Origin of the sequence: Streptomyces sp. NPDC090022 (assembly GCF_044748145.1) — a bacterium.
Taxonomy (GTDB): Bacteria; Actinomycetota; Actinomycetes; order Streptomycetales; family Streptomycetaceae; genus Streptomyces.
Genome location: NZ_JBIVFN010000013.1, coordinates 36,108 through 56,318, shown reverse-complemented (window position 1 = coordinate 56,318; position 20,211 = coordinate 36,108). Strand labels below are relative to the sequence as shown.

Annotated in this window: 13 protein-coding genes; 6 read left to right on the top strand and 7 right to left on the bottom strand. The window is 71.1% G+C overall.

Annotated features, from left to right (window positions below):
• Positions 1–57: 57 nt before the first annotated feature.
• The 3 genes from ACIPXB_RS22510 (at position 58) to ACIPXB_RS22500 (ending at position 4,728) form a co-directional block, all read left to right on the top strand.
• A complete protein-coding gene (locus ACIPXB_RS22510) occupies positions 58–1,470 on the top strand; it encodes a phosphotransferase (protein ID WP_401452590.1) in 1,413 nt (470 codons plus the stop codon).
• The gene (glgB, locus tag ACIPXB_RS22505; protein ID WP_401452588.1) at positions 1,467–3,755 is read left to right on the top strand and encodes a 1,4-alpha-glucan branching enzyme; all 2,289 of its coding nucleotides are present in this window, start codon (positions 1,467–1,469) and stop codon (positions 3,753–3,755) included. The genes ACIPXB_RS22510 and glgB overlap by 4 nt, the downstream gene beginning before the upstream one ends.
• A gap of 259 nt (positions 3,756–4,014) precedes the next feature.
• Positions 4,015–4,728 (top strand): helix-turn-helix domain-containing protein, encoded by a 714-nt coding sequence (locus ACIPXB_RS22500; protein ID WP_401452587.1) that lies wholly within the window; start codon positions 4,015–4,017, stop codon positions 4,726–4,728.
• 120 nt (positions 4,729–4,848) lie between these two features.
• Here the strand turns inward: ACIPXB_RS22500 and ACIPXB_RS22495 are convergent, their stop codons facing one another.
• Positions 4,849–5,874: an ATP-dependent 6-phosphofructokinase gene (locus ACIPXB_RS22495; protein WP_401452585.1), complete on the bottom strand. Its 1,026-nt coding sequence runs from the start codon at positions 5,872–5,874 to the stop codon at positions 4,849–4,851.
• A gap of 158 nt (positions 5,875–6,032) precedes the next feature.
• Between ACIPXB_RS22495 and pta the strand changes: the two genes are divergently transcribed.
• The 3 genes from pta to pyk all read left to right on the top strand — a co-directional run bounded on the left by pta (position 6,033) and on the right by pyk (position 10,889).
• Positions 6,033–8,126 carry a phosphate acetyltransferase gene (gene pta, locus ACIPXB_RS22490; protein ID WP_401452583.1) on the top strand — a complete coding sequence of 698 codons (2,094 nt, stop codon included), beginning with the start codon at positions 6,033–6,035 and terminating at the stop codon, positions 8,124–8,126.
• A gap of 71 nt (positions 8,127–8,197) precedes the next feature.
• The gene (locus ACIPXB_RS22485) at positions 8,198–9,397 is read left to right on the top strand and encodes an acetate kinase (protein ID WP_401452581.1); all 1,200 of its coding nucleotides are present in this window, start codon (positions 8,198–8,200) and stop codon (positions 9,395–9,397) included.
• Positions 9,398–9,458: 61 nt separating this feature from the next.
• Positions 9,459–10,889 carry a pyruvate kinase gene (pyk, locus tag ACIPXB_RS22480; protein ID WP_401452579.1) on the top strand — a complete coding sequence of 477 codons (1,431 nt, stop codon included), beginning with the start codon at positions 9,459–9,461 and terminating at the stop codon, positions 10,887–10,889.
• An 86-nt stretch (positions 10,890–10,975) separates the two neighbouring features.
• On the opposite strand, the gene ACIPXB_RS22475 is transcribed toward pyk, so the two are convergent.
• The 6 genes from ACIPXB_RS22475 to ACIPXB_RS22450 form a co-directional block, all read right to left on the bottom strand.
• Positions 10,976–11,632: a hypothetical protein gene (locus ACIPXB_RS22475; protein WP_401452577.1), complete on the bottom strand. Its 657-nt coding sequence runs from the start codon at positions 11,630–11,632 to the stop codon at positions 10,976–10,978.
• Positions 11,633–11,634: 2 nt separating this feature from the next.
• Positions 11,635–16,098, bottom strand: a complete 4,464-nt coding sequence (locus ACIPXB_RS22470) for a polymorphic toxin-type HINT domain-containing protein (RefSeq protein ID WP_401452575.1) — start codon at positions 16,096–16,098, stop codon at positions 11,635–11,637.
• A 20-nt stretch (positions 16,099–16,118) separates the two neighbouring features.
• Positions 16,119–17,006 (bottom strand): FG-GAP repeat domain-containing protein, encoded by an 888-nt coding sequence (locus tag ACIPXB_RS22465; RefSeq protein WP_401452573.1) that lies wholly within the window; start codon positions 17,004–17,006, stop codon positions 16,119–16,121.
• 251 nt (positions 17,007–17,257) lie between these two features.
• Positions 17,258–18,595: a hypothetical protein gene (locus ACIPXB_RS22460; protein ID WP_401452571.1), complete on the bottom strand. Its 1,338-nt coding sequence runs from the start codon at positions 18,593–18,595 to the stop codon at positions 17,258–17,260.
• On the bottom strand, positions 18,585–19,121 hold the full coding sequence (locus ACIPXB_RS22455) for a DUF6114 domain-containing protein (protein ID WP_401452569.1): 537 nt from the start codon (positions 19,119–19,121) through the stop codon (positions 18,585–18,587). The genes ACIPXB_RS22460 and ACIPXB_RS22455 overlap by 11 nt, the downstream gene beginning before the upstream one ends.
• A 109-nt stretch (positions 19,122–19,230) precedes the next feature.
• Positions 19,231–19,872: a DUF6230 family protein gene (locus ACIPXB_RS22450; RefSeq protein ID WP_401452567.1), complete on the bottom strand. Its 642-nt coding sequence runs from the start codon at positions 19,870–19,872 to the stop codon at positions 19,231–19,233.
• Between the last annotated feature and the right edge of the window lie 339 nt (positions 19,873–20,211).

The following is a 20,211-nucleotide window of genomic DNA, read 5'->3' as shown; positions in this document are numbered from 1 at the left end:
GGGACACTCTGCGGATTCTGCGCATTTCGTGACGGCCCGGGGAAAGGACGCGACGCCATGTCGGAGGCTGCATCCGCCGGGACCGGGACCACGGGCGCGACGGCACTCGGCCCCCTGGAGCCGATGCTGCGGGCCTGGCTCCCCGCCCAGCGATGGTTCGCAGGTAAGGGCCGGGAGATCGGCCGGCTGCGGATGATCTCGGCGGCCGAACTGCTGCCGCCGGGTTCCGCCCCCGGCCTGCTGCACCTGTTGCTCGACGTGGACGGCGACTGCTACCAGCTGCTGCTGGGCGTCCGTCCCGCCCTGCCGCCGGCCCTCGGGCCCGCGCGGATCGGGCGCGCCGAGGAGGGGCCGTACGCCGGCCAGATCGTCTACGAGGGGCTGGGCGACCCCCGGCTGGCGGCGCTGCTGCTGGAACGGTTGCGCACGCCCGGGAGCCTGGGCCCGCTGCGGTTCGACCGCGACCCGCTGACCCTGATCCCGGCCGCCCTCGCCCCCCGGCCGCTGTCCGGGGAGCAGACCAACTCCTCGCTGATCTACGGGGACGCCTACATCCTGAAGGTCTTCCGCAGGGTGGGCCCGGGCGTCAACCCGGACCTGGAGCTGCCGCGGGCGCTGGCCGCGGCCGGCTGCGCCCGGGTGCCCGCGCCGGTCGCCTGGTACGAGGCGGAGCTGCCCGGGGGCGAGCCGCTCACCCTCGGCGTGCTCCAGCCGTACCTGCGCGGGTCCGACGACGGCTGGCAGCTGGCGCTGCGCCGGCTGGGCGCGGGCGCCGACTTCACCGCCGAGGCGCACGCGCTGGGCCGGGCCACCGCCGAGGTGCACAGCGCGCTCGCGGGCGCCCTGCCCACCCTGGCGCTGGGCCCCGAGCAGACCGCCCGGCTCGCCGCCGGGATGACCGCGCGGCTCGCGGCGACCGTCCGCGAGGTCCCGGCGCTGCGCCCCTTCGAGGCCGGGCTGCGCCAGGCCTTCGACGCGCTGGCCGCCTCCCGGGCGCTGACCGTGCCCGCCCAGCGGATCCACGGCGACCTGCACCTGGGGCAGACGCTGCGCACTGCCGACGGCAGCTGGACGCTGATCGACTTCGAGGGCGAGCCGGCCCGGCCGCTCGCCGACCGCCGCCGTCCCGAACCGGCCGTCCGCGACATCGCCGGGATACTGCGCTCCTTCGACTACGCCGCCCGCTCCCACCGCCCGTTCGCCCCGGCCTGGGCGGACGCCTGCCGTGCCGCGTTCTGCGCGGGCTACGCGGTCACCACCGGCCGCGACCCGCGCGAGGACCCGGTGCTGCTGCGCGCGTACGAGACGGACAAGGCGGTCTACGAGGCCCGCTACGAGTCCCGGCACCGCCCCGACTGGATGCACGTGCCCATGGCCGCGATCCGCCGGCTGGCCGCGGGCGCGGCTCCCCCGACCTCTCCCCCTCCCCCCTCCCCCACCTCACCGCCGCCAAGGAGGCCGCACCCGTGAGCGCCGCCCGACAGCCGTCCACGACCGTCAGCGCCGAGGCCCCCGCCGAGACCGCGCGCCCACCCCGCACCCCCCGCGCGCCCCGGGCCCGCAGGGCCGCCCCGGCGAACGGGGTCCGTCCCGCGCCCGCGCTCGACGCGGACACCCGGCAGCGGCTGCTGGAGGGCCGGCACCACGATCCGCACGCGGTGCTGGGCGCCCGTACCCTGCGGGGCGGTGTGGCGTTCCGGGCCCTGCGCCCGTACGCCAAGGCGGTGACCGTCGTGGCCAAGGGGCTGCGGGCGGAGCTGCACGACGACGGCGACGGGCTGTTCTCCGCCCTGCTGCCGATGACGGCCGTGCCCGACTACCGGCTGCTGGTGACGTACGACGGCGACGACGTGGAGATCCACGACCCCTACCGGTTCCTGCCGGCGCTGGGCGAGCTGGACCTGCACCTGATCGGCGAGGGCCGGCACGAGGAGCTGTGGACGGCGCTGGGCGCGCGGCCGATGGAGCACCAGGGCGTGGCCGGCACCCGGTTCACGGTGTGGGCGCCGAACGCGCAGGGCGTGCGGGTCACCGGCGACTTCTCGTACTGGGACGCGGGGGCGTACCCGATGCGGTCGCTGGGCGCGAGCGGGGTGTGGGAGCTGTTCGTGCCGGGGATCGGCGAGGGCGCCCTGTACAAGTACGACATCGCCCGCCCGGACGGCTCGCACACGGTGCGCGCGGACCCGATGGCGCGGCGGACCGAGGTGCCGCCGGCGACCGCCTCGATCGTGACGGCCTCGCACCACGTGTGGCAGGACGAGGAGTGGATGGCGGGCCGCGGCGCCCGCCCGGTGCACCGGGCGCCGTTCTCGGTGTACGAGCTGCACCTGGCGTCGTGGCGGCCGGGCCTGAGCTACCGGCAGCTGGCCGAACAGCTGCCGGGGTATGTGAAGGAACTGGGCTTCACGCACGTGGAGTTCATGCCGGTCGCCGAGCACCCCTTCGGCGGCTCGTGGGGCTACCAGGTCACCGGCTTCTACGCGCCGACCTCCCGGCTGGGCACCCCGGACGACTTCCGCTTCCTCGTCGACGCCCTGCACCGGGCCGGGATCGGGGTGATCGTCGACTGGGTGCCGGCGCACTTCCCGCGCGACGACTGGGCGCTGGCCGAGTTCGACGGGCGGCCGCTGTACGAGCACCACGACCCGCGCCGGGCCGCGCATCCGGACTGGGGGACGCTGGAGTTCGACTACGGGCGCAAGGAGGTCCGCAACTTCCTGGTGGCGAACGCCGTCTACTGGTGCCAGGAGTTCCACGTGGACGGCATCCGGGTGGACGCGGTGGCCTCGATGCTCTACCTCGACTACTCGCGCGAGGAGGGCGAGTGGGCGCCGAACGAGCACGGCGGCCGGGAGAACTGGGACGCGGTGGCAATGCTCCAGGAGATGAACGCGACCGTGTACCGGCGCTGCCCGGGGGTGGTGACGATCGCGGAGGAGTCCACGGCCTGGGACGGGGTGACGCGGCCGACGGACTCCGGGGGCCTGGGCTTCGGGCTGAAGTGGAACATGGGCTGGATGCACGACACGCTGCGGTACGTGTCGAAGGAGCCGGTGCACCGCAAGTACCACCACCACGACATGACGTTCGGGATGGTGTACGCGTACAGCGAGAACTACGTGCTGCCGATCTCGCACGACGAGGTGGTGCACGGCAAGCGGTCGCTGGTGTCCAAGATGCCGGGCGACTGGTGGCAGCAGCGGGCCACGCACCGCGCGTACCTGGGCTACATGTGGGCGCACCCGGGCAAGCAGCTGCTGTTCATGGGGCAGGAGTTCGCGCAGGGCGCCGAGTGGGCGGAGTCCCACGGCCCGGACTGGTGGCTGCTGGACCCCTCGTACACGGCCGCCGACGACCACCGCGGGGTGCGCGAGCTGGTCCGGGACCTGAACCTGACGTACGCGGCGACGCCCGCGCTGTGGGAGCGCGACGCGGTGCCGGAAGGGTTCGCCTGGGTGGAGGCGGACGCGGCCGACGACAACGTGTTCGCGTTCCTGCGGTACGCGGCGGACGGCTCGCCGCTGCTGGCGGTCTCGAACTTCTCGCCGGTGGTACGGCACGACTACCGGGTCGGGGTGCCCGAGGACGTCCCCGTCTGGCGGGAGGTCCTCAACACCGACGACCCGCGCTACGGCGGCAGCGGGGTGCGCAACGCGCTCCGGCTGAAGCCGCAGCGCCGGCCGGCCCAGGGGCGGCCGCGGAGCCTGCGCATGACGCTGCCGCCGCTGACGACGCTCTGGCTCGTGCCGTAGCGGCCGCCGCCGGCCCCGCCGCCGCGCGGGGCCGGCCGGATGCCTTGACGTACGGGTCGGGGCGGGTGATCGTTTCGGCGGGGGCCCTCGCCACCCCCGTCGGGGAGGGCCCCCGTACCAGGGATCACGGGTGTGCGGAGTGGACGGTTCACCCCGCCTGGTCCGATTACCGGACAGTCGCCGGGAAAGCGGCCGAAAGTGCCGCACTTCCTAGGACTTTCCTACGAGTTGTGACCTTGGGCGAACAACCTGTAGTCGGATGACCCCATCAACTCCTACGGTGTGCCTCGTGCACCAGAGCCCCCCCTTCAACGCCCCCGCCGCCCGCCGCCTGCGGGCCGCGCTGGGTATGGCGCCCGGCCACGTCGCGTACGGACTGCGCGCCCAGTACGGAGTCCTCGTCGAACCCGAGACCGTCATGGCCTGGGAGCGCGGCGAGATCTCGCCGAGCCAGGCGGAGCTGACCGCGCTGGCCGGCGTGCTGTGGTGCTCCCCCGGGGAGCTGCTCGCCGAACCGGTCACCCTGCGCGAGCACCGTGTCGCGCGGGGGCTGGCCCCCGACGAACTGGCCCGGCGGCTGGGCCTGGACGCGAACTCCTACCAGAAGATGGAGGACACCGGCCGCTGGAAGGGCAACGAGCGCCAGTCGGCGGCGCTGGCGACCGTCCTGCAGCTGACCCTGCCGCAGTTCGTGGCCGCCACCGGCAAGCAGGAGGAGCTCGCCGGACTGCTGCGCAGCGCGGTCACCACGCGCTGGCAGGCGTACGTCAAACCGCTCGCCAAGCTGCTGCCGGTACCGCGCCCCCACCTGGAGCGGGTGCTCGGCAGGCTCCACGACGAGTACCAGGCGCGGATGGTGGCGACGCTCAGCTGGGGCGGCGCGGCCGGGGACGCCGGCAGCGGGGACGCGGGGCGGGAGTTCCTGGCCGGCATCGTGGACCGGTTCTGGGCGCTGGCGCGCTCGGCGGAGTGAGAGGACGGCCCCGGCCGGTCCGCGACGGGCACCGGGCGGGGCCGAACGGCCACGGGAAAAGGGGACCGAGTTCGCCGGCTCCCGGCCCCCGGCTCCCGGCCCCCGTACCCGCCGTACCGGTCAGAAGACCGATTCGGCCTCGAACATCCGCGACTCCGGGACGGTCTTGAGCTCGGTGACGGCCTCGGCCAGCGGCGCCATCACGATGTCGGTGCCGCGCAGGGCGGTCATGTTCCCGAAGTCGCCGCGGTGGACGGCCTCCACCGCGTGCCAGCCGAAGCGGGTGGCGAGCACCCGGTCGTACGCGGTCGGCGTGCCGCCGCGCTGGACGTGGCCGAGGATGACCGGGCGGGCCTCCTTGCCCAGGCGCCGCTCCAGCTCGACGGCGAGCCGGTTGCCGATGCCGGCGAAGCGCTCGTGCCCGTACGCGTCGATCGCGCCCCGCTCGTACGGCATGGAGCCCTCGGCCGGGTGCGCTCCCTCGGCGACACAGATGACGGCGAACTTCTTGCCGCGCGAGAAGCGCTCCTCGACCATCTTGACCAGGTCGTCGACCTCGAAGAGGCGCTCGGGCAGACAGATGCCGTGGGCACCGCCGGCCATGCCGGACTCCAGGGCGATCCAGCCCGCGTGCCGGCCCATGACCTCGACGACCATCACGCGCTGGTGGGACTCGGCGGTGGTCTTCAGGCGGTCTATGGCCTCGGTGGCGACCGTGACGGCGGTGTCGAAGCCGAAGGTGCGGTCGGTGGAGGAGATGTCGTTGTCGATGGTCTTGGGCACGCCCACGACCGGCATGCCGGCGTCGGAGAGCATCCGGGCGGCCGTCAGGGTGCCCTCGCCGCCGATCGGGATCAGGGCGTCGATGCCGTACCGCGTGGCCAGTTCGTGGGCGTTCTCGGCGGCTTCGTGCAGCCGGGCGCGCTCCATGCGGGCGGAGCCCAGAATCGTTCCGCCACGGGCCAGGATGCCGCTGACCTCGTTGATGCCGAGGGGGCGGTAGTGCCCGTCGAGCAGGCCCTTGAAGCCGTCCTCGAAGCCGATGACCTCGTCACCGTGGCCCACGACCGCGCGGTGGACCACCGAACGGATGACAGCGTTGAGGCCCGGGCAGTCGCCGCCCGCGGTGAGAACTCCGATACGCATCGTGCTGTGTCTCCTGCTCCTGGTCATGGGGCTTTGGGCCCACCGCTCGCGGGCCCTTTTTCCTAGCGGGCGCACTATCCATCCGCAAGGGTATTGTCAAGAGGTCAAGCCCACCTTAACGGGGAAATTCGACTCGTGAGTATGGACGGAGAGCACGCGTGACGCGCAGCGTGTACGTGACCGGTACCGACCGGGGGGACGGCCGGCAGGTCGTCGAGCTGGGAATCATGGAGATGCTGACCCGCCGGACCGGCCGCGTCGGCGTCTACCGGCCACTGCTGCACGATGCGCCGGACCGGCTCTTCGACCTGCTCAAGGCCCGCTACCGGCTGGAGCAGGACGCCTCGACGGCGTTCGGCATGGACTACCACGAGGCCTCGGTGATCCTGGCCGAAAAGGGCACCGACGAGCTGGTCTCCCAGCTGGTCGACCGCTTCCACCGGGCCGCCCGCGACTACGAGGTCATGCTGGTCCTCGGCACCGACTACGCCGAGACCAGCCTCCCCGACGAGCTCGCGCTCAACGCGCGGCTGGCCAACGAGCTCGGCGCGCTCGTCGTCCCCGTGGTCGGCGGCACCAAGCAGTCCGCCGAGGCCGTGCGCGCCGAGGCCCGCAACGCCTACCGCGCCTACGAGAGCCTGGGCTGCGAGGTCGTCGCCATGGTCGTCAACCGGGTGGCCGCCGAGGACCGCGAGGTCATAGCCGAGCGGCTCGCCGCCCGGCTGCCCGTGCCCTGCTACGTGCTGCCGGACGACAAGTCGCTCTCCGCCCCGACGGTCGCCCAGATCACCCGCGAGCTCGGCGGCGAGGTGCTGCTCGGCGACGAGGCGGGCCTGGCCCGGGACGCCCTCGACTTCGTCTTCGGCGGCGCGATGCTGCCGAACTTCCTCAACGCCCTGACCCCCGGCTGCCTGGTCGTCACCCCCGGCGACCGCTCCGACCTGGTGGTCGGCGCGCTGGCCGCGCACACCTCCGGCACCCCGGCCATCGCGGGCGTGCTGCTCACCCTGAACGAGCGCCCGGCCCCGCACATCCTGGACATGGCCTCGAAGCTCGCGCCCGGCACCCCGGTGGTCTCGGTGGCCGGCAACAGCTTCCCGACGGCCGCCGAGCTCTTCTCGCTGCAGAGCCGGCTGAACTCCGCCACCCCGCGCAAGCTGGAGACCGCGCTGGGCCTGTTCGAACGGCACGTGGACACCGGCGAGCTGCGCGACCTGCTGTCGGTGGCCCGCTCCGAGCGCGTCACGCCGATGATGTTCGAGCACGAGCTGCTGGAGCGGGCCCGCTCCGACCGGCGCCGGGTCGTGCTGCCCGAGGGCACCGAGGAGCGGGTGCTGCGCGCCGCGGACGTGGTGCTGCGCCGGGGGGTGTGCGACCTGACCCTGCTCGGCGAGGAGCAGGCGATCCTGAAGAAGGCCGCCGACCTGGGCGTCGACGTCTCCGGGGCGCAGCTGATCGACCCGGCCACCTCCCGGCTGCGGGAACGGTTCGCCGAGTACTACGCCCAGGCCCGTGCCCACAAGGGCATGACGGTCGAGCTGGCCGCCGACGTGGTCACCGACGTCAACTACTTCGGCACGCTGATGGTCCAGATGGGCCTGGCCGACGGCATGGTCTCCGGTTCGGTGCACTCCACGGCCGCGACCATCCGGCCGGCCTTCGAGATCATCAAGACCAAGCCGGAAGCCTCGATCGTCTCCTCGGTCTTCTTCATGTGCCTGGCCGACAAGGTCCTCGTCTACGGCGACTGCGCGGTCAACCCGGACCCGGACGCCGAGCAGCTCGCGGACATCGCCGTCCAGTCGGCCGCCACCGCCGCCGCCTTCGGCGTCGAACCCCGGATCGCGATGCTGTCGTACTCCACCGGCACCTCCGGCTCGGGCGCGGACGTGGACAAGGTGCGCAAGGCCACCGAGATCGTCCGCGAGCAGCGGCCCGACCTGCTGATCGAGGGCCCGATCCAGTACGACGCGGCCGTGGAGCCGTCGGTGGCGGCGACCAAGCTGCCGGGCTCCGAGGTGGCCGGGCGGGCGACCGTACTGATCTTCCCGGACCTCAACACGGGCAACAACACGTACAAGGCCGTGCAGCGCTCCGCGGGCGCCGTCGCGGTCGGGCCGGTGCTGCAGGGTCTGCGCAAGCCGGTCAACGACCTCTCGCGCGGGGCGCTGGTGCAGGACATCGTCACCACGGTGGCGATCACCGCCATCCAGTCCCAGGCCCCGGCCCCGGCCCCGGCGCCGTCCCGCTAGCCACCCCGCCCACCGCCCCACCGCCCCACCGCCCCACCGCCAGCGAAGGAAAGACCCTGATCGTGACCGCCGTGACCGCATCGCGCGTACTCGTCCTCAACTCCGGCTCCTCGTCCCTGAAGTACCAGCTGCTCGACATGGCCGACGGTTCCCGGCCGGCCGCCGGACTGGTGGAGCGGATCGGGGAGGAGAGCTCCCGGCTGGTGCACGAGCCGGCGGGCGGCGCGAAGCGCGAGCAGCTCGGCCCGATCGCGGACCACGACGCGGCGCTGAAGGCGGTCGCGGCGGAGCTGGCCGCCGACGGCATGGGCCTGGACTCCCCCGAACTGGCGGCGGTGGGCCACCGGGTGGTGCACGGCGGGACCCGTTTCACCCGGCCGACCGTGATCGACGACGAGGTGCTCGCCGAGATCCGCGCGCTGGTGCCGCTGGCGCCGCTGCACAACCCGGCGAACATCACCGGGATCGAGGTGGCCCGCGCGCTGCGCGCGGACCTGCCACAGGTGGCGGTCTTCGACACCGCCTTCCACGCGACGATCCCGGACTACGCCGCCCAGTACGCGATCGACGCGGAGACCGCCGCCCGGTACGCCATCCGGCGGTACGGCTTCCACGGCACCTCGCACGCGTACGTCTCCCGGGCGGCCGCCGGGCTGCTGGACAAGGCGCCCGAGGACGTCAACGTGATCGTGCTGCACCTGGGCAACGGCGCGTCGGCCTCGGCGGTGCGCGGCGGGGTCTGCGTGGACACCTCGATGGGCCTGACCCCGCTGGAGGGCCTGGTCATGGGCACCCGCTCGGGCGACCTGGACCCGGCGGTCGTCTTCCACCTGGCGCGGGTGGGCGGCATGTCGGTGGACGAGATCGACTCGCTGCTGAACAAGAAGAGCGGTCTGCTGGGGCTGTGCGGCGACAACGACATGCGCGAGGTGCTGCGCCGGGCGGGCAAGGGCGACGAGGCGGCGCGGAACGCCTTCGCGACGTACGTCCACCGGCTGAAGAAGTACATCGGCGCGTACGCGGCGGTGCTCGGCCGGGTGGACGCGGTGGTGTTCACCGCCGGGGTGGGGGAGAACGCGGCCGCGGTGCGGGAGGCTGCGGTGGCGGGCCTGGAGGAGCTCGGTCTCGCGCTCGACCTGGAGGCGAACGCGGAGCGCTCGTCGCGGCCGCGGCTGATCTCGGCGGAGTACGCGCGGGTGGCGGTGGCCGTGATCCCGACGGACGAGGAGCTGGAGATCGCCACCCAGGCCTACGAGCTCGTTACTCAGTAGTCACTTGGACTTTCCACCAGACGGAATATTCCGCTACGAAACAAACCGATAGGATCCGTCCATGCGCCGTTCCAAAATCGTCTGCACGCTGGGCCCCGCCGTCGACTCGCTCGAGCAGCTGAAAGCTCTCATCGAGGCCGGTATGAACGTGGCCCGATTCAACTTCAGCCACGGATCCCAGGCAGAACACCAGGAGCGGTACGACCGCGTCCGCCAGGCCAGCGAGGAGACCGGCCGCGCGGTCGGCGTCCTCGCCGACCTCCAGGGGCCGAAGATCCGCCTGGAGACCTTCGCCGAGGGTCCGGTCGAGCTGGTGCGCGGTGACGAGTTCACCATCACCGTCGAGGACGTCCCGGGCGACAAGTCCATCTGCGGCACCACCTACAAGGGCCTGCCGGGCGACGTCGCCGTGGGCGACCCGGTCCTGATCAACGACGGCAACGTCGAGCTGCGGGTCGTCGCGGTCGACGGCACCCGGGTCAAGACGGTCGTCGTCGAGGGCGGTGTCATCTCCGACCACAAGGGCATCAACCTGCCCGGCGCGGCGGTGAACGTCCCGGCCCTGTCCGAGAAGGACGTCGACGACCTCCGCTTCGCGCTCCGCATGGGCTGCGACATGGTCGCGCTGTCCTTCGTCCGCGACGCCAACGACGTCAAGGACGTCCACAAGGTCATGGACGAGGAGGGCCGCCGGGTCCCCGTCATCGCCAAGGTGGAGAAGCCGCAGGCCGTGGAGAACATGGCGGCCGTGGTCGACGCGTTCGACGCGGTCATGGTGGCCCGCGGCGACCTGGCCGTCGAGTACCCGCTCGAGAAGGTCCCGATGGTCCAGAAGCGGCTCATCGAGATGTGCCGCCGCAACGCCAAGCCGGTGATCGTCGCGACCCAGATGATGGAGTCGATGATCACCAACTCCCGGCCGACCCGCGCCGAGGCCTCCGACGTCGCCAACGCCATCCTGGACGGCGCGGACGCGGTCATGCTGTCGGCCGAGTCCTCGGTGGGCGCGTACCCGATCGAGACCGTGAAGACGATGTCGAAGATCGTCACCGCGGCCGAGGAGGAACTGCTCTCCAAGGGCCTGCAGCCGCTGGTCCCGGGCAAGAAGCCGCGCACCCAGGGCGGTTCCGTCGCGCGTGCGGCCTGCGAGATCGCCGACTTCCTGGGCGGCAAGGCGCTCATCGCCTTCACCCAGTCCGGCGACACCGCCCGCCGGCTCTCGCGCTACCGCGCGATCCAGCCGATCCTGGCCTTCACCACCGACCACAACACCCGCAACCAGCTCACGCTGAGCTGGGGCGTGGAATCGTACATCGTCCCGCACGTGGACACCACCGACGCGATGGTCGACCTGGTGGACGGCGAGCTGCTGAAGCTCGGCCGGTACAACGACAACGACATCATGGTCATCACCGCCGGCTCGCCCCCCGGCGTCCCGGGCACGACCAACATGGTCCGCGTCCACCACCTCGGCGGCGGCGACCGCGACTGACGCCCCCGCACCACCTGCCGCACAGCAGCGAGGGCGGCACCCCGACCGCGTCGGGGTGCCGCCCTCGGGTGTATCACTGGGCGGCGTCAGTCCACCGGTTCCTGCCCTATGGCCATCCCCCCGTCCTCGACGACGCACTCGTCGTAGCCGAGCCGCTCGCCGAGGGTCTGGTAGCGCGCGAGGCGTGCTTCGCCGACCGTGATCTGGTACGCCTTCAGAACTCTCAAGAGCATCCTGAACCCCAGATCCGGATCGACGTCCGTCACCGTCCTCCCCAGCGTGCGCACGACGTCCGGGACCATGTAGTGCGGGTGCTCTTCAACACGGCGCAGCGCGTCGGCGATGGACTCAACCTCAGCCAGCACGTCGTCCGCGAAGGATGCCGCCGGGGCGCTTCCCACGGGGGCGACCTTGAAGGAAGGGTCGTCCTGCCGGATCCGCTCCGCACAGACGTCCGCCACCTGCCGCAGCCACGCCCTCCCATCAATGCCGAAGAACTCGGGCCGGTAGGAACGCTTCGACGCCGCGCACCATAGGATGTCCACCTCCCTCGGGGACAGACCGGACTCCAGCACGCGCAGTGCATCCTCAAGGAGAGTCGGCGCGTAGGCCCCGCCACCCCAGTCCGCGACGGCCGCCACGACATCCATCACGGTCGTACCCGCAGGCCATCCGGCATCGATCATCCTGGCAAGGCCGCTCAGACCGAAGTCGATGTAGAACTGCTTCCGATCGTCTCTCATTATCAGTCCACCGGGTAGGCGGTGTAGACCATGTACCCCTTGTGTGCAGATCTCTTAAATACGATGGTCACCGTGTTCCCCGCGTTACGCACGCCACCATCGGCCTTATAGATCTTGCCCAGCGAGCCGGGAGTGTCGAGCTGTACCGTGACCGGCAGGTGATGGGCGGGGCTTTCTGAATGCACCGGGGTATCCTGCATCCACTTCTGCAGTTGCTTCTTGTGCGCTGCGGAGGAGTGCCACTTCTTGAACGCCGCGTCCACAGATCTCTGCGCAGTGTCGAGATCCGTCCACAGCGAAGTCTCGCCCCGGCTAGTTTGCGGGTGGTCCCGGAGGTCAATTTTCGCCTTTTCTATCGCCTGCTGGGGCGTGGGCTTCACGTGGTCCCTGATGGTATGAGCCCCACGGTCTCCCTCATGCAGCGAGAGATTCAGGCAATTGTGGACCAGAACATCCCGCGGACGGGCACCCGCCGTACGCACGAAGAAACTGTGGAGTCCATCGACCGTGATGTCGTGAACCCTGAGCGGACCGGGCATACCAACCTCGCTCATCGCAGTGACCATACGTGCCGAGCCGTCTGGTTCCCGCAGCTGATCGCCCGTTCGCAGGTCGGCGGCCACGGTCCAGCCGCGTCCGACGACGAAGAATTTGTGCCCAGGTGTGGTGCTCAGAGTGCTGGTGCCAGCGACCTCGACGCTCAGCAGACGGTTGGCATCATGCTGAAAGGTGTCCGTCACCCGCTGGGGCCGGACGGTTCCGGTCACCGGACCGCCCGCCATGACGAGGTCGTTCTCGCGGATCTGGCCGATGGGCTTGTGCGTACCGTCCGCCATCAGCACGAGAGTGGTGGCGCGAAAACTGTTCCTCTCACAGCTGGTGAGCGCGTCAATCGCCACGTCCGCCTCACGCTCCAGTGCGGCGGCCACCGAGGGGTCCATGTCGGCCTGCTGTGCGAGCAGCCTGGCCTCGTCCAGGTTGAGGCCGGTCCTCATCACCGCGTAGTAGGCCTGGACCGCCTTGAACATCAGCTCTACGCGCGCGCTGGCTGCAGTCATGGCCAGGTCGATGCCGGCCGACACGCAGGCCTCCAGCTTCCTGTGCTTGACGCAGTCGAAAAAGTCCTGTGTGAGCATCTGCCAGAACATCTTCAGGAAGGCCTTGTCGACGATCAAGGCGATCTCTAGCTTGCTGAAGTAGTGGTCCTTGAACTGCTCCTGCACGCCCAGGTCCAGATCCCCCGCCCAGACCACGTAATCAGCTGGGCAGTTGGCCTCGGTCACCGTCTCGGGAGCAGCGGGGTCCGTGCACAGGAAGTAGTCGACCTTGAGCTTGTAGGTCATCTTGAACTTGACCGTGCAGCCGTGGAACCCGATCTCCAGGACGCATTGGTTCTGCGGCTCCGGATCCCCGATGGGCTCGATCGTCGGGCGCGTGAACACGCCTCCCTGTCCGGTCGCACCGCCCGTGGTGATCGTCTGGCGGTTCTGCTGGTTCTCCGCGCGGGTCGCGGCGTCCTGGGCCTCCTTCGCCGCCTCCTGAGCGCGGCTCGCCGCCGCCTCCGCCGTGGTGGCGTCGTTCTCGGCCTTGGTTGCGACCGTGTTCGCAGTCGCCGCGTCGGTCTCCGCCGCCGTGGCCGCCTTACGTGCCGAGGAGGCGTCGCGCTCCGCGTCCGTGGCGGCCGAGTCCGCGGCGGACGCGTAGGTGCCGGCTGTGGTGGCCGCGGTCTGAGCCGCTGTGGCGTCCGCCGTGGCCTGCCGGTTGTACTCGACCGTCCTGGTCTCGGATGTCTTCGCGGCCTTCGCCGCCGCTGCCGCCTGGCCGGCCGAGTTCTGCGCGGCCTGCGCCGATTTGGCCGCCTTGGCAGCCCATTCGGCTGCTTGCAGTGCGGCCTGCGCTGCCACCTTCGAGTCCGCGTCCGCCTGCTCGGCGAGCTTCTTCGCCTCGGCCGCCGCCTTGGCAGCCTGGTCCGCCTTGGCCTGGGCCAGGGCCGCCTGCTGCTCGGCCGCCGTCTTGGCGGCCTGGCCGGTCAGCACGGCCAGACCCGCGGAGGAATCGGTCTCCTTGTACGGAGAACCGAGCTCGATGGCGTCGTTGGCCGGCTTGACCACCTGCAGCGCCGAATCACTGGCGGCCACGGCAGCCTGCGCCGTAGCGAAGGCGAATCCGGCCGTTCGAATGGATTCGGCTCCGGCCGCGACCGCTTCGCTGCGGGCCACCGCGGCATCCGTCTTGGCCTTCTCGGCCTTCTGCCGTGCCGTCTCCGCCTGCGACTTCGCGGTGATCGCGTTCCACTTGGCCGTGTCCGAGGCGTCGATGGCATCGGCTGCCGCCGCGTGCGCGTTCTTCACCGCGGCTTCGGTGACCGCGACGTCCCTCTTGGCCGCGTCCGCCGCCGCCTGAGCACGCTTGGCTGCCCCCTGGGCACGGGTCGCCGCCGCTCTCGCGTTGGTCGCGGCCTCGGTCGCGGCGTTCGCCTCGGCCCGTGCCGCCGTGGCCGCCGTGGCCGCGTTGTCGGCTGCCGTGCGGGCGGTGGTGGCCGCGGCGCGGGACCCCTCGGCCGCGGCCGTACCCTCGTCCGCGGCGGCCTTGGACTCCTTGGCGTACGCCTTGGCGTCCAGGGCGTCGCGGTGCTGTTCCGCGTCGACCGCCTTGTTCCGAGCCGTGACGGCCTTCTTCTCGGCGTCGACCGCCTCCTTCATCTTGTTCTCGGCGGTGGTTCCCGCTGTCTGCGCCGCGGACAGCTGCCTGCCTGCCTCGGTCCGCTGGTTCTGGGCCCGGGCCTCCGCCGCCGTGGCCTTCGCCCGCTCCGATTCGGCGAGTTCCTTCTGGGCCTTGGCGTAGTCGCGCTCCGCCTCGGCCTTCTCCCGCTTGGCCTTCGCGTCCTCCGCTGCTGTCTTCGCCTCCTTTTCGGCGTTCTCCGCCTTGACCTGCGCGGCCTTCGCCTTCGAGGCGTTCTCCGCGGCCTTCACGGCCTGCGCCGCGGAACCCTCCGCCGCGGACTTCGCCTGCGCGGCTGCCTCTTCGGCGGCCTTGCGGCGGAACTCCGCCTTCGAGGCGTGCGCCTGCGTCACGGCCAGCGAGTTCAGGGTCTTGCTGTCGGCCGCCGAGGCTCGCGTCGCGTTCAGCGCGGTCTCGGTGGCCTTGGCCGCCGCCTGCGTGGCGGCCGCCGACGCCTTGGTGATCTGTGCCGCCTGCTGGCCGTAGAGCAGACCACGGCCGCGGGGAAGGCCCTCCTGGTCGGCGATGGTGTACGCGGCGTTCTGCGCGGCCGTCACCTTGTCGGCCTGCGCCTGGGCGTCCTGGGCCGCGCGAGAAGCCACGTAGAGCCGCCCGGTCGCGCGGGCCTGAGCCTGCTCGATCCCCGTGCGGGCCTTGGCGAACTCGCTCGCCGGCGGCCGTCCACTGCCTGCCGGAACCTTGAGGAAGTGTGCCTCCCAGTCGGTGAGCCTGCTCGCGATCATGGACTGGCCCAGCGCCTCGGCCATGGCCTGCGCGGCGATCTGAAGGTCCTTGGAAGCGGCCTGCTCGGCACCGAGGATGATGTCCCGCTGGGTGTTCTGGCCCGCGATCTCGGCCTGCCACTCCTGCGAGGCGATGGCCACCTCGGCCGTCAGTACCTTGCGCGGGTCAAGCGGGTTGCGCGTGGCGCAGGAGGCGAAGCGCGCCTTCAGCTGCTCCACATCGATCCGGAACTCCATCGAGTCCGGGTCCGGGGCCTTGGTGGGGAAACCGCCGTTCTGCAGGAAAATGCGGGCGTCGTCGGCGTACATGGGGGTGGACCCCACCATGCCCATTTCCCACGCCTTGCGCTCCTCGTAGGTCTCGTGGACTTCCGGGTAGTAGCGGGCCTGCGCGATCTTGGTTGCCGCGTCGACCGACTCCTTGCCGGCCAAGGGGTGCGGATCGGTGTAGAAGTCGCCCTCGCCCGTCCAGAACTGGTCCGCGATCCAGCGTGTGTAGCCCGTTGCCATGAAGATCGTCGGGTCGTTCGGGGGCCACTGGAAGTCCGCGTTCGTATAGCCCGGCGGGATGTCCCACATGGTCAGACTGGTCTGCCAGGCCTTGTTGCGGTCGTCCATCTCGGCGAACTTGGCGAAGGTGGCGGCGTGATCCTTCTCGTACGCCGCCGACAGCGGCGTTGCGTCCCAGTAGTTGCGCGCCGCGGCGGCGAGCAGCTCGGACTCGGTGCCTCTCAGTCCCGCACGGGCGACGGCTTTCATCTCCGCGCCGCCCTTGCGGAGCACGTTGCCGAGCAGGCACTGGGCCTCGCGGACCTTCTGGGCCGCATCCAGGTTGTAGGGGGCCGGATCCGCGGCGGTGGCGGCCGAGCGTGCGCCGTCGAGGGGCTGCACCCCGCTGCCGGCGAAAGTGACGGCCGCGGCGGTCGCCAGGGCCGTGGTGGTCAGGAGTCGCGTCCAGGTGCCGGAATGACGGCGTCTGGACGGCTGTGCGTTCTTGCGCATACCCGTATCAGCCGTTCTGCTCAGAAGAGGACATCGAAGGCGGCCCAGCCCGAGGTGCCGATCTGCACCCGCGGCGCGAAGGGGGCGGCGGCATTGCCGGTGCCTTTGAACAGCCACAGCGCGCCTACGGCATCGGCGGCGATCAGGTCGGTCTTCCCGTCGCCGTCGGTATCGCCGGCGGAGGCGAGCGTCTTGTACGCCCCCCAGCCGGTGCCCGCGGCGTACCGGGTGCCGACCACGGCGTCCACTGTCGCCGCGCCCGTACCGGCGTAGATGACGAGCGATCCGTCACCGAAGCGGGCGAGGAGATCGGCCTTGCCGTCTCCCGTGTAGTCGCCGCGCCCCACCAGCGTCATGCCGTTCCACCCGATGCCGACCCTGATGCGGGCGGCGAGGGTGCCGTCGGGCTTGGCCTGGTAGAGCCAGAGGTTGCCGGAGCCGTCCCGGCCCATCAGGTCCGGTTCAGCCGATCCGCCCATGTTCCCGACGGAGACGATCGTGTCGTAGATGTCCCAGCCGCTGCCGATGACCTTGGTGTCATTGCCGTGCTCGGCGGTGTAGTAGAGCGTTCCGGCCGAACGGTGGTAGAGGTCGTTGGCCCTGCCGCCCTCGGAGACATTGGCCTGGACGAGCGCGGTCGCCTCGCCGAAGCCCCCGCCGAGCTCATAGGCGGACTTCAGGCCGCCCGTTCCGTTCGCCTCGTACGCCCGCAGCTTGCCGGTACTGGCGTGGCGCGCGAAGAGCGGGAACGTCTTCAGGGCCGGTCCCAGGGGCTGGGCCGCGGTGGAGCCGGCGTTGGCGGCTCCGCCCGGCCAGAGGGGCGGCGCCACGCCGGACACCCCCACCGCGACGGCGGCCAGTACCAGGCCGATCGCGCAGATCACCACCCGGCGCACCGGGCGGCTCATGGATTGCAGCATCGAGTTGTGGTTCCTCACGGGAGTCACGAGCGACGGGCGTGCCACAGGCACACCGAAGAGCTCGGAATCCCCCCTGAGACAGCCGACGCACCGCATTCGACAGCGGCGATGTCACGCTACTCGAATGAGTAACTCCCGTGAAGAGCAAAGAAATTGGCCATCAAAAAGCAGACAGCCCGCCCCCCGGGCCGAGGGACGGGCCGCTGCCCGGAACAGCCGGACAGCCTGGGATGACGCGGCTATTCCGGCGGGCCGATGTAGTTCTTCAGGCCCGGGACGGTGAGCGTGCCGCCGAACTGGCCGGCCTGGACGACCTTGACGTCCGTGAAGAACGCGAAGGGGACGTTCAGGGGCGGCGGGCTGGTCGGGCTGAACTCGATCGGGATGATCCCGAAGAGGTTGCCCTTGAGCGACTCGGTGTACATCGTCACCGTGCCGCCGCGGATCTTGGACGTGGAGCCCGGGCGCGACTTCAGGTGGGCGATGTTCGAGCCCTTGCCGACCGTCTGGTAGAGGTCCTTGATGTCGAGCGAGTCCGCCGTGAACTTCAGGACCTTCTTGGTCTTGCCGCTGCCCGTCTTCACCTCGACGATGCCCTCGTAGTCGAGGCCGTAGAGGGTCAGCAGGGAGCTGTCGAGGTACCAGGGCTCGTCCGGCAGGAGCGGGATGCCGGGTTCGAGCTGGGCGTCGGCGAGGGCCTGGGCGTCCAGGGTCGGGCACGGGAACGGCTGCTTGCCGTCGACGGCCTTGTCCTTGTCCGCCTCGTCGTCCTTGTCGTCGTCGTCCTTGTCGTCCTTGTCGTCCTTGTCGTCCTTCGTGCCCGTCTCGTCCTTCGGGTTCTTGGCGGTGTCCTTGACGTCCTCGGACAGCTCCTCGACCTCGACGCCCGCCTTCTTCGCCGCCTCGCGGATGGCTTCGGCCGCCGGGTCCTTGGCCGCCGGCTTGGCCGGGTCCGCGGGCGTCGCCGGCTTGGCCGGCGGGGTCGCGGTGGACGTCGGCGCCGGGGTGGCCGGAGCCTTCGCGTCCTTCGGCTTGCCGAGATCGTCGAAGAAGTCCTTGATCTTGTCGCCGACACCCAGCGGGTCCAGCGGGTTCGGGGTCTTCGTCGGGGAGGGGGTCGTGGACGGAGCGGCCGTCGGGGTGCCCTGCTTCGCGGCGGCCGACGGCCCGGTCGGCTTGCCGCCGGGCGCCGTGGCCGACGGGGACGCGCCGGGCTTCGGCGTGTTCGACGCGCCGGGCGAGGCACCCGGCGACGGCTTCGCGTCCGGCGTCTTCGTCGGGGACGCCGACGCCGACGCGGACGGCGAGGGCGACGCCGACTGGGTGGGCTCGTCGGACCGCGTCACACACGGTCCCGGCGCGAACGGGATCTCCTTGTCGTCGGCGACGGCCAGCTTGGGGGCCATGCCCATCCCGACGAACACCGCCGTCGGCATCGCGGCCAGCGCCATCGTCCTGCCGACGGGTATCTGGAACTTCGTCAGCAGCGACTTCCTGGGCGCCGCGTGGCGCGGGCCCCTCTTCTCACGGGACTCTCCGTCAGGGGCCGCGGCCCGCTGCGTCTCGTCACCCCGCACTGTTCCTCCCGCCGTCGGCGTGGGCAGTCTTCTCTGTCGCGTAGCCGGTCTCCGTCTCCCGCGGTGCGGGAACGGCCGCGGTGGTCGCGAGGGGCTGTACGTCGGGCTCGGATGCCGCTTCGGGCACACCCGGTGCCCAGGCCAGGGCGAGGCTGCCGCCGACCAGCGCGAAGATCAGGCCCAGGAACCAGCCGCCGAGGTTGGACAGCGGCAGGGAGACCAGGCCGAGCAGGATCGCGGCGACGCCGGCGAAGACCCGTACCCCCTGCTGGAACCAGAGCGTGAGGCCCAGGGTGATGAGCAGGATCCCGATGATCAGCGAGCCGGAGCCGGTGGTGGTGGCCAGCGTCACCGAGACGTTCGCCAGCCGGGTGTCGCCGAACGGGAAGTAGATGATCGGCGCGCCGGCCAGCATGGTGAACAGCCCGGCCCAGAAGGGCCGCTTGCCCGTCCAGGTGTGGAAGTGGTAGTACGCCACGGTGAGCCAGTGGTCGTCAGCGGCGTTGACCGGGGCCTGGGGGTTCATGGACAACAGCTCCCTGAAACGGTGGTACGAAGACTTCGGTGTCGCGCCCGGACGGGCGGACGGGACGACAGTGCCGCCCGCCCGTCCGGTCAAGCAACACGAGGACGGACTACTTCTCGTCCTCGTAGCACGGCTGGTCGCCGCTGAGCAGACGCAGCTTCAGGTCGGGCAGCGTGAAGGTACCCGCCGTCGTCGCCCAGGCCTTCTGGCGCACGTTCGTCAGCGTCGCCTCCTTGGCCCGCTGCGAGAACGCGAACGGGCTGGAGACCGTGCCCGGCTGCGGCTTGGTGGGGTTGCTCTTGTCGCCCACCGCGACACCGATGTCGAGATCCGTGAACTTGGCGTCCGCGTCCAGCTCGGCGACGTCCAGGTAGATGTTCTGGGCGATCGCCGGACGGCCCAGGTGGCCCGTCTGCAGCTTCAGGGTGATGTTGCCGAGGCCGGGCACCGGGGTGACCAGCGACTGGCACATGTTGGTGATCTTGGCCTCGCGGAAGCCGGAGATGGTGACCGGGTGGTGCTGGGGGTCACCCTTGAGGCTGTGGCCCTCGGCGATGCCGCCGTACTGGATCAGGTCCTTGCCGACGAGTTCGTCGGCGCGCACCTTGAAGTCCTGACCGGAGACGCTGAAGGACGCCGCGAGAGCGCCCTGCGCCAGACCCACACCGACCGCGGCGGTGGCCGCGATGCTCGGGACCATGACGAGCGCGAAGCGCTTCCATCTGGTCCCGCCACGAACCTGGGAATTCATGTTGTTCCTCCTTCTCGGACGTACATCTCCGGTCCGGGCCCTGCCCGTTCCTGGGATGGGAGAAGTGCTACGTCCTCGGGAAGGAGCGCAGGCGCGCCGTGCCGCGGATCCGCGTCAGGTACACCGGCGATCACCCCCGAGCGACAACCACTGGGCCACGCGTCCGCGCAGCCTGGAGGACAGGCCCTGCCGGGTACGGCAAGGACCCCCCTGTCCCTCGGCCGGTGCCACTGCCACCGGCCGGCCCGGTGGGGACCCGTCTCCGCGGCTCCGGGTGAGCGGCTCTGCGGGACGGACCGAGCGTGGCCGATCGTGGTCCATTCACGGCCGGGGCACAAG

Coding starts and splice junctions, on each gene's coding strand:
- ACIPXB_RS22510 (WP_401452590.1), top strand. CDS start 58: ATGTCGGAGGCTGCATCCGCCGGGACCGGGACCACGGGCGCGACGGCA.
- ACIPXB_RS22500 (WP_401452587.1), top strand. CDS start 4,015: ATGACCCCATCAACTCCTACGGTGTGCCTCGTGCACCAGAGCCCCCCC.
- ACIPXB_RS22495 (WP_401452585.1), bottom strand. CDS start 5,874: ATGCGTATCGGAGTTCTCACCGCGGGCGGCGACTGCCCGGGCCTCAAC.
- pyk (WP_401452579.1), top strand. CDS start 9,459: ATGCGCCGTTCCAAAATCGTCTGCACGCTGGGCCCCGCCGTCGACTCG.
- ACIPXB_RS22475 (WP_401452577.1), bottom strand. CDS start 11,632: ATGAGAGACGATCGGAAGCAGTTCTACATCGACTTCGGTCTGAGCGGC.
- ACIPXB_RS22470 (WP_401452575.1), bottom strand. CDS start 16,098: ATGCGCAAGAACGCACAGCCGTCCAGACGCCGTCATTCCGGCACCTGG.
- ACIPXB_RS22465 (WP_401452573.1), bottom strand. CDS start 17,006: ATGAGCCGCCCGGTGCGCCGGGTGGTGATCTGCGCGATCGGCCTGGTA.
- ACIPXB_RS22455 (WP_401452569.1), bottom strand. CDS start 19,121: ATGAACCCCCAGGCCCCGGTCAACGCCGCTGACGACCACTGGCTCACC.
- ACIPXB_RS22450 (WP_401452567.1), bottom strand. CDS start 19,872: ATGAATTCCCAGGTTCGTGGCGGGACCAGATGGAAGCGCTTCGCGCTC.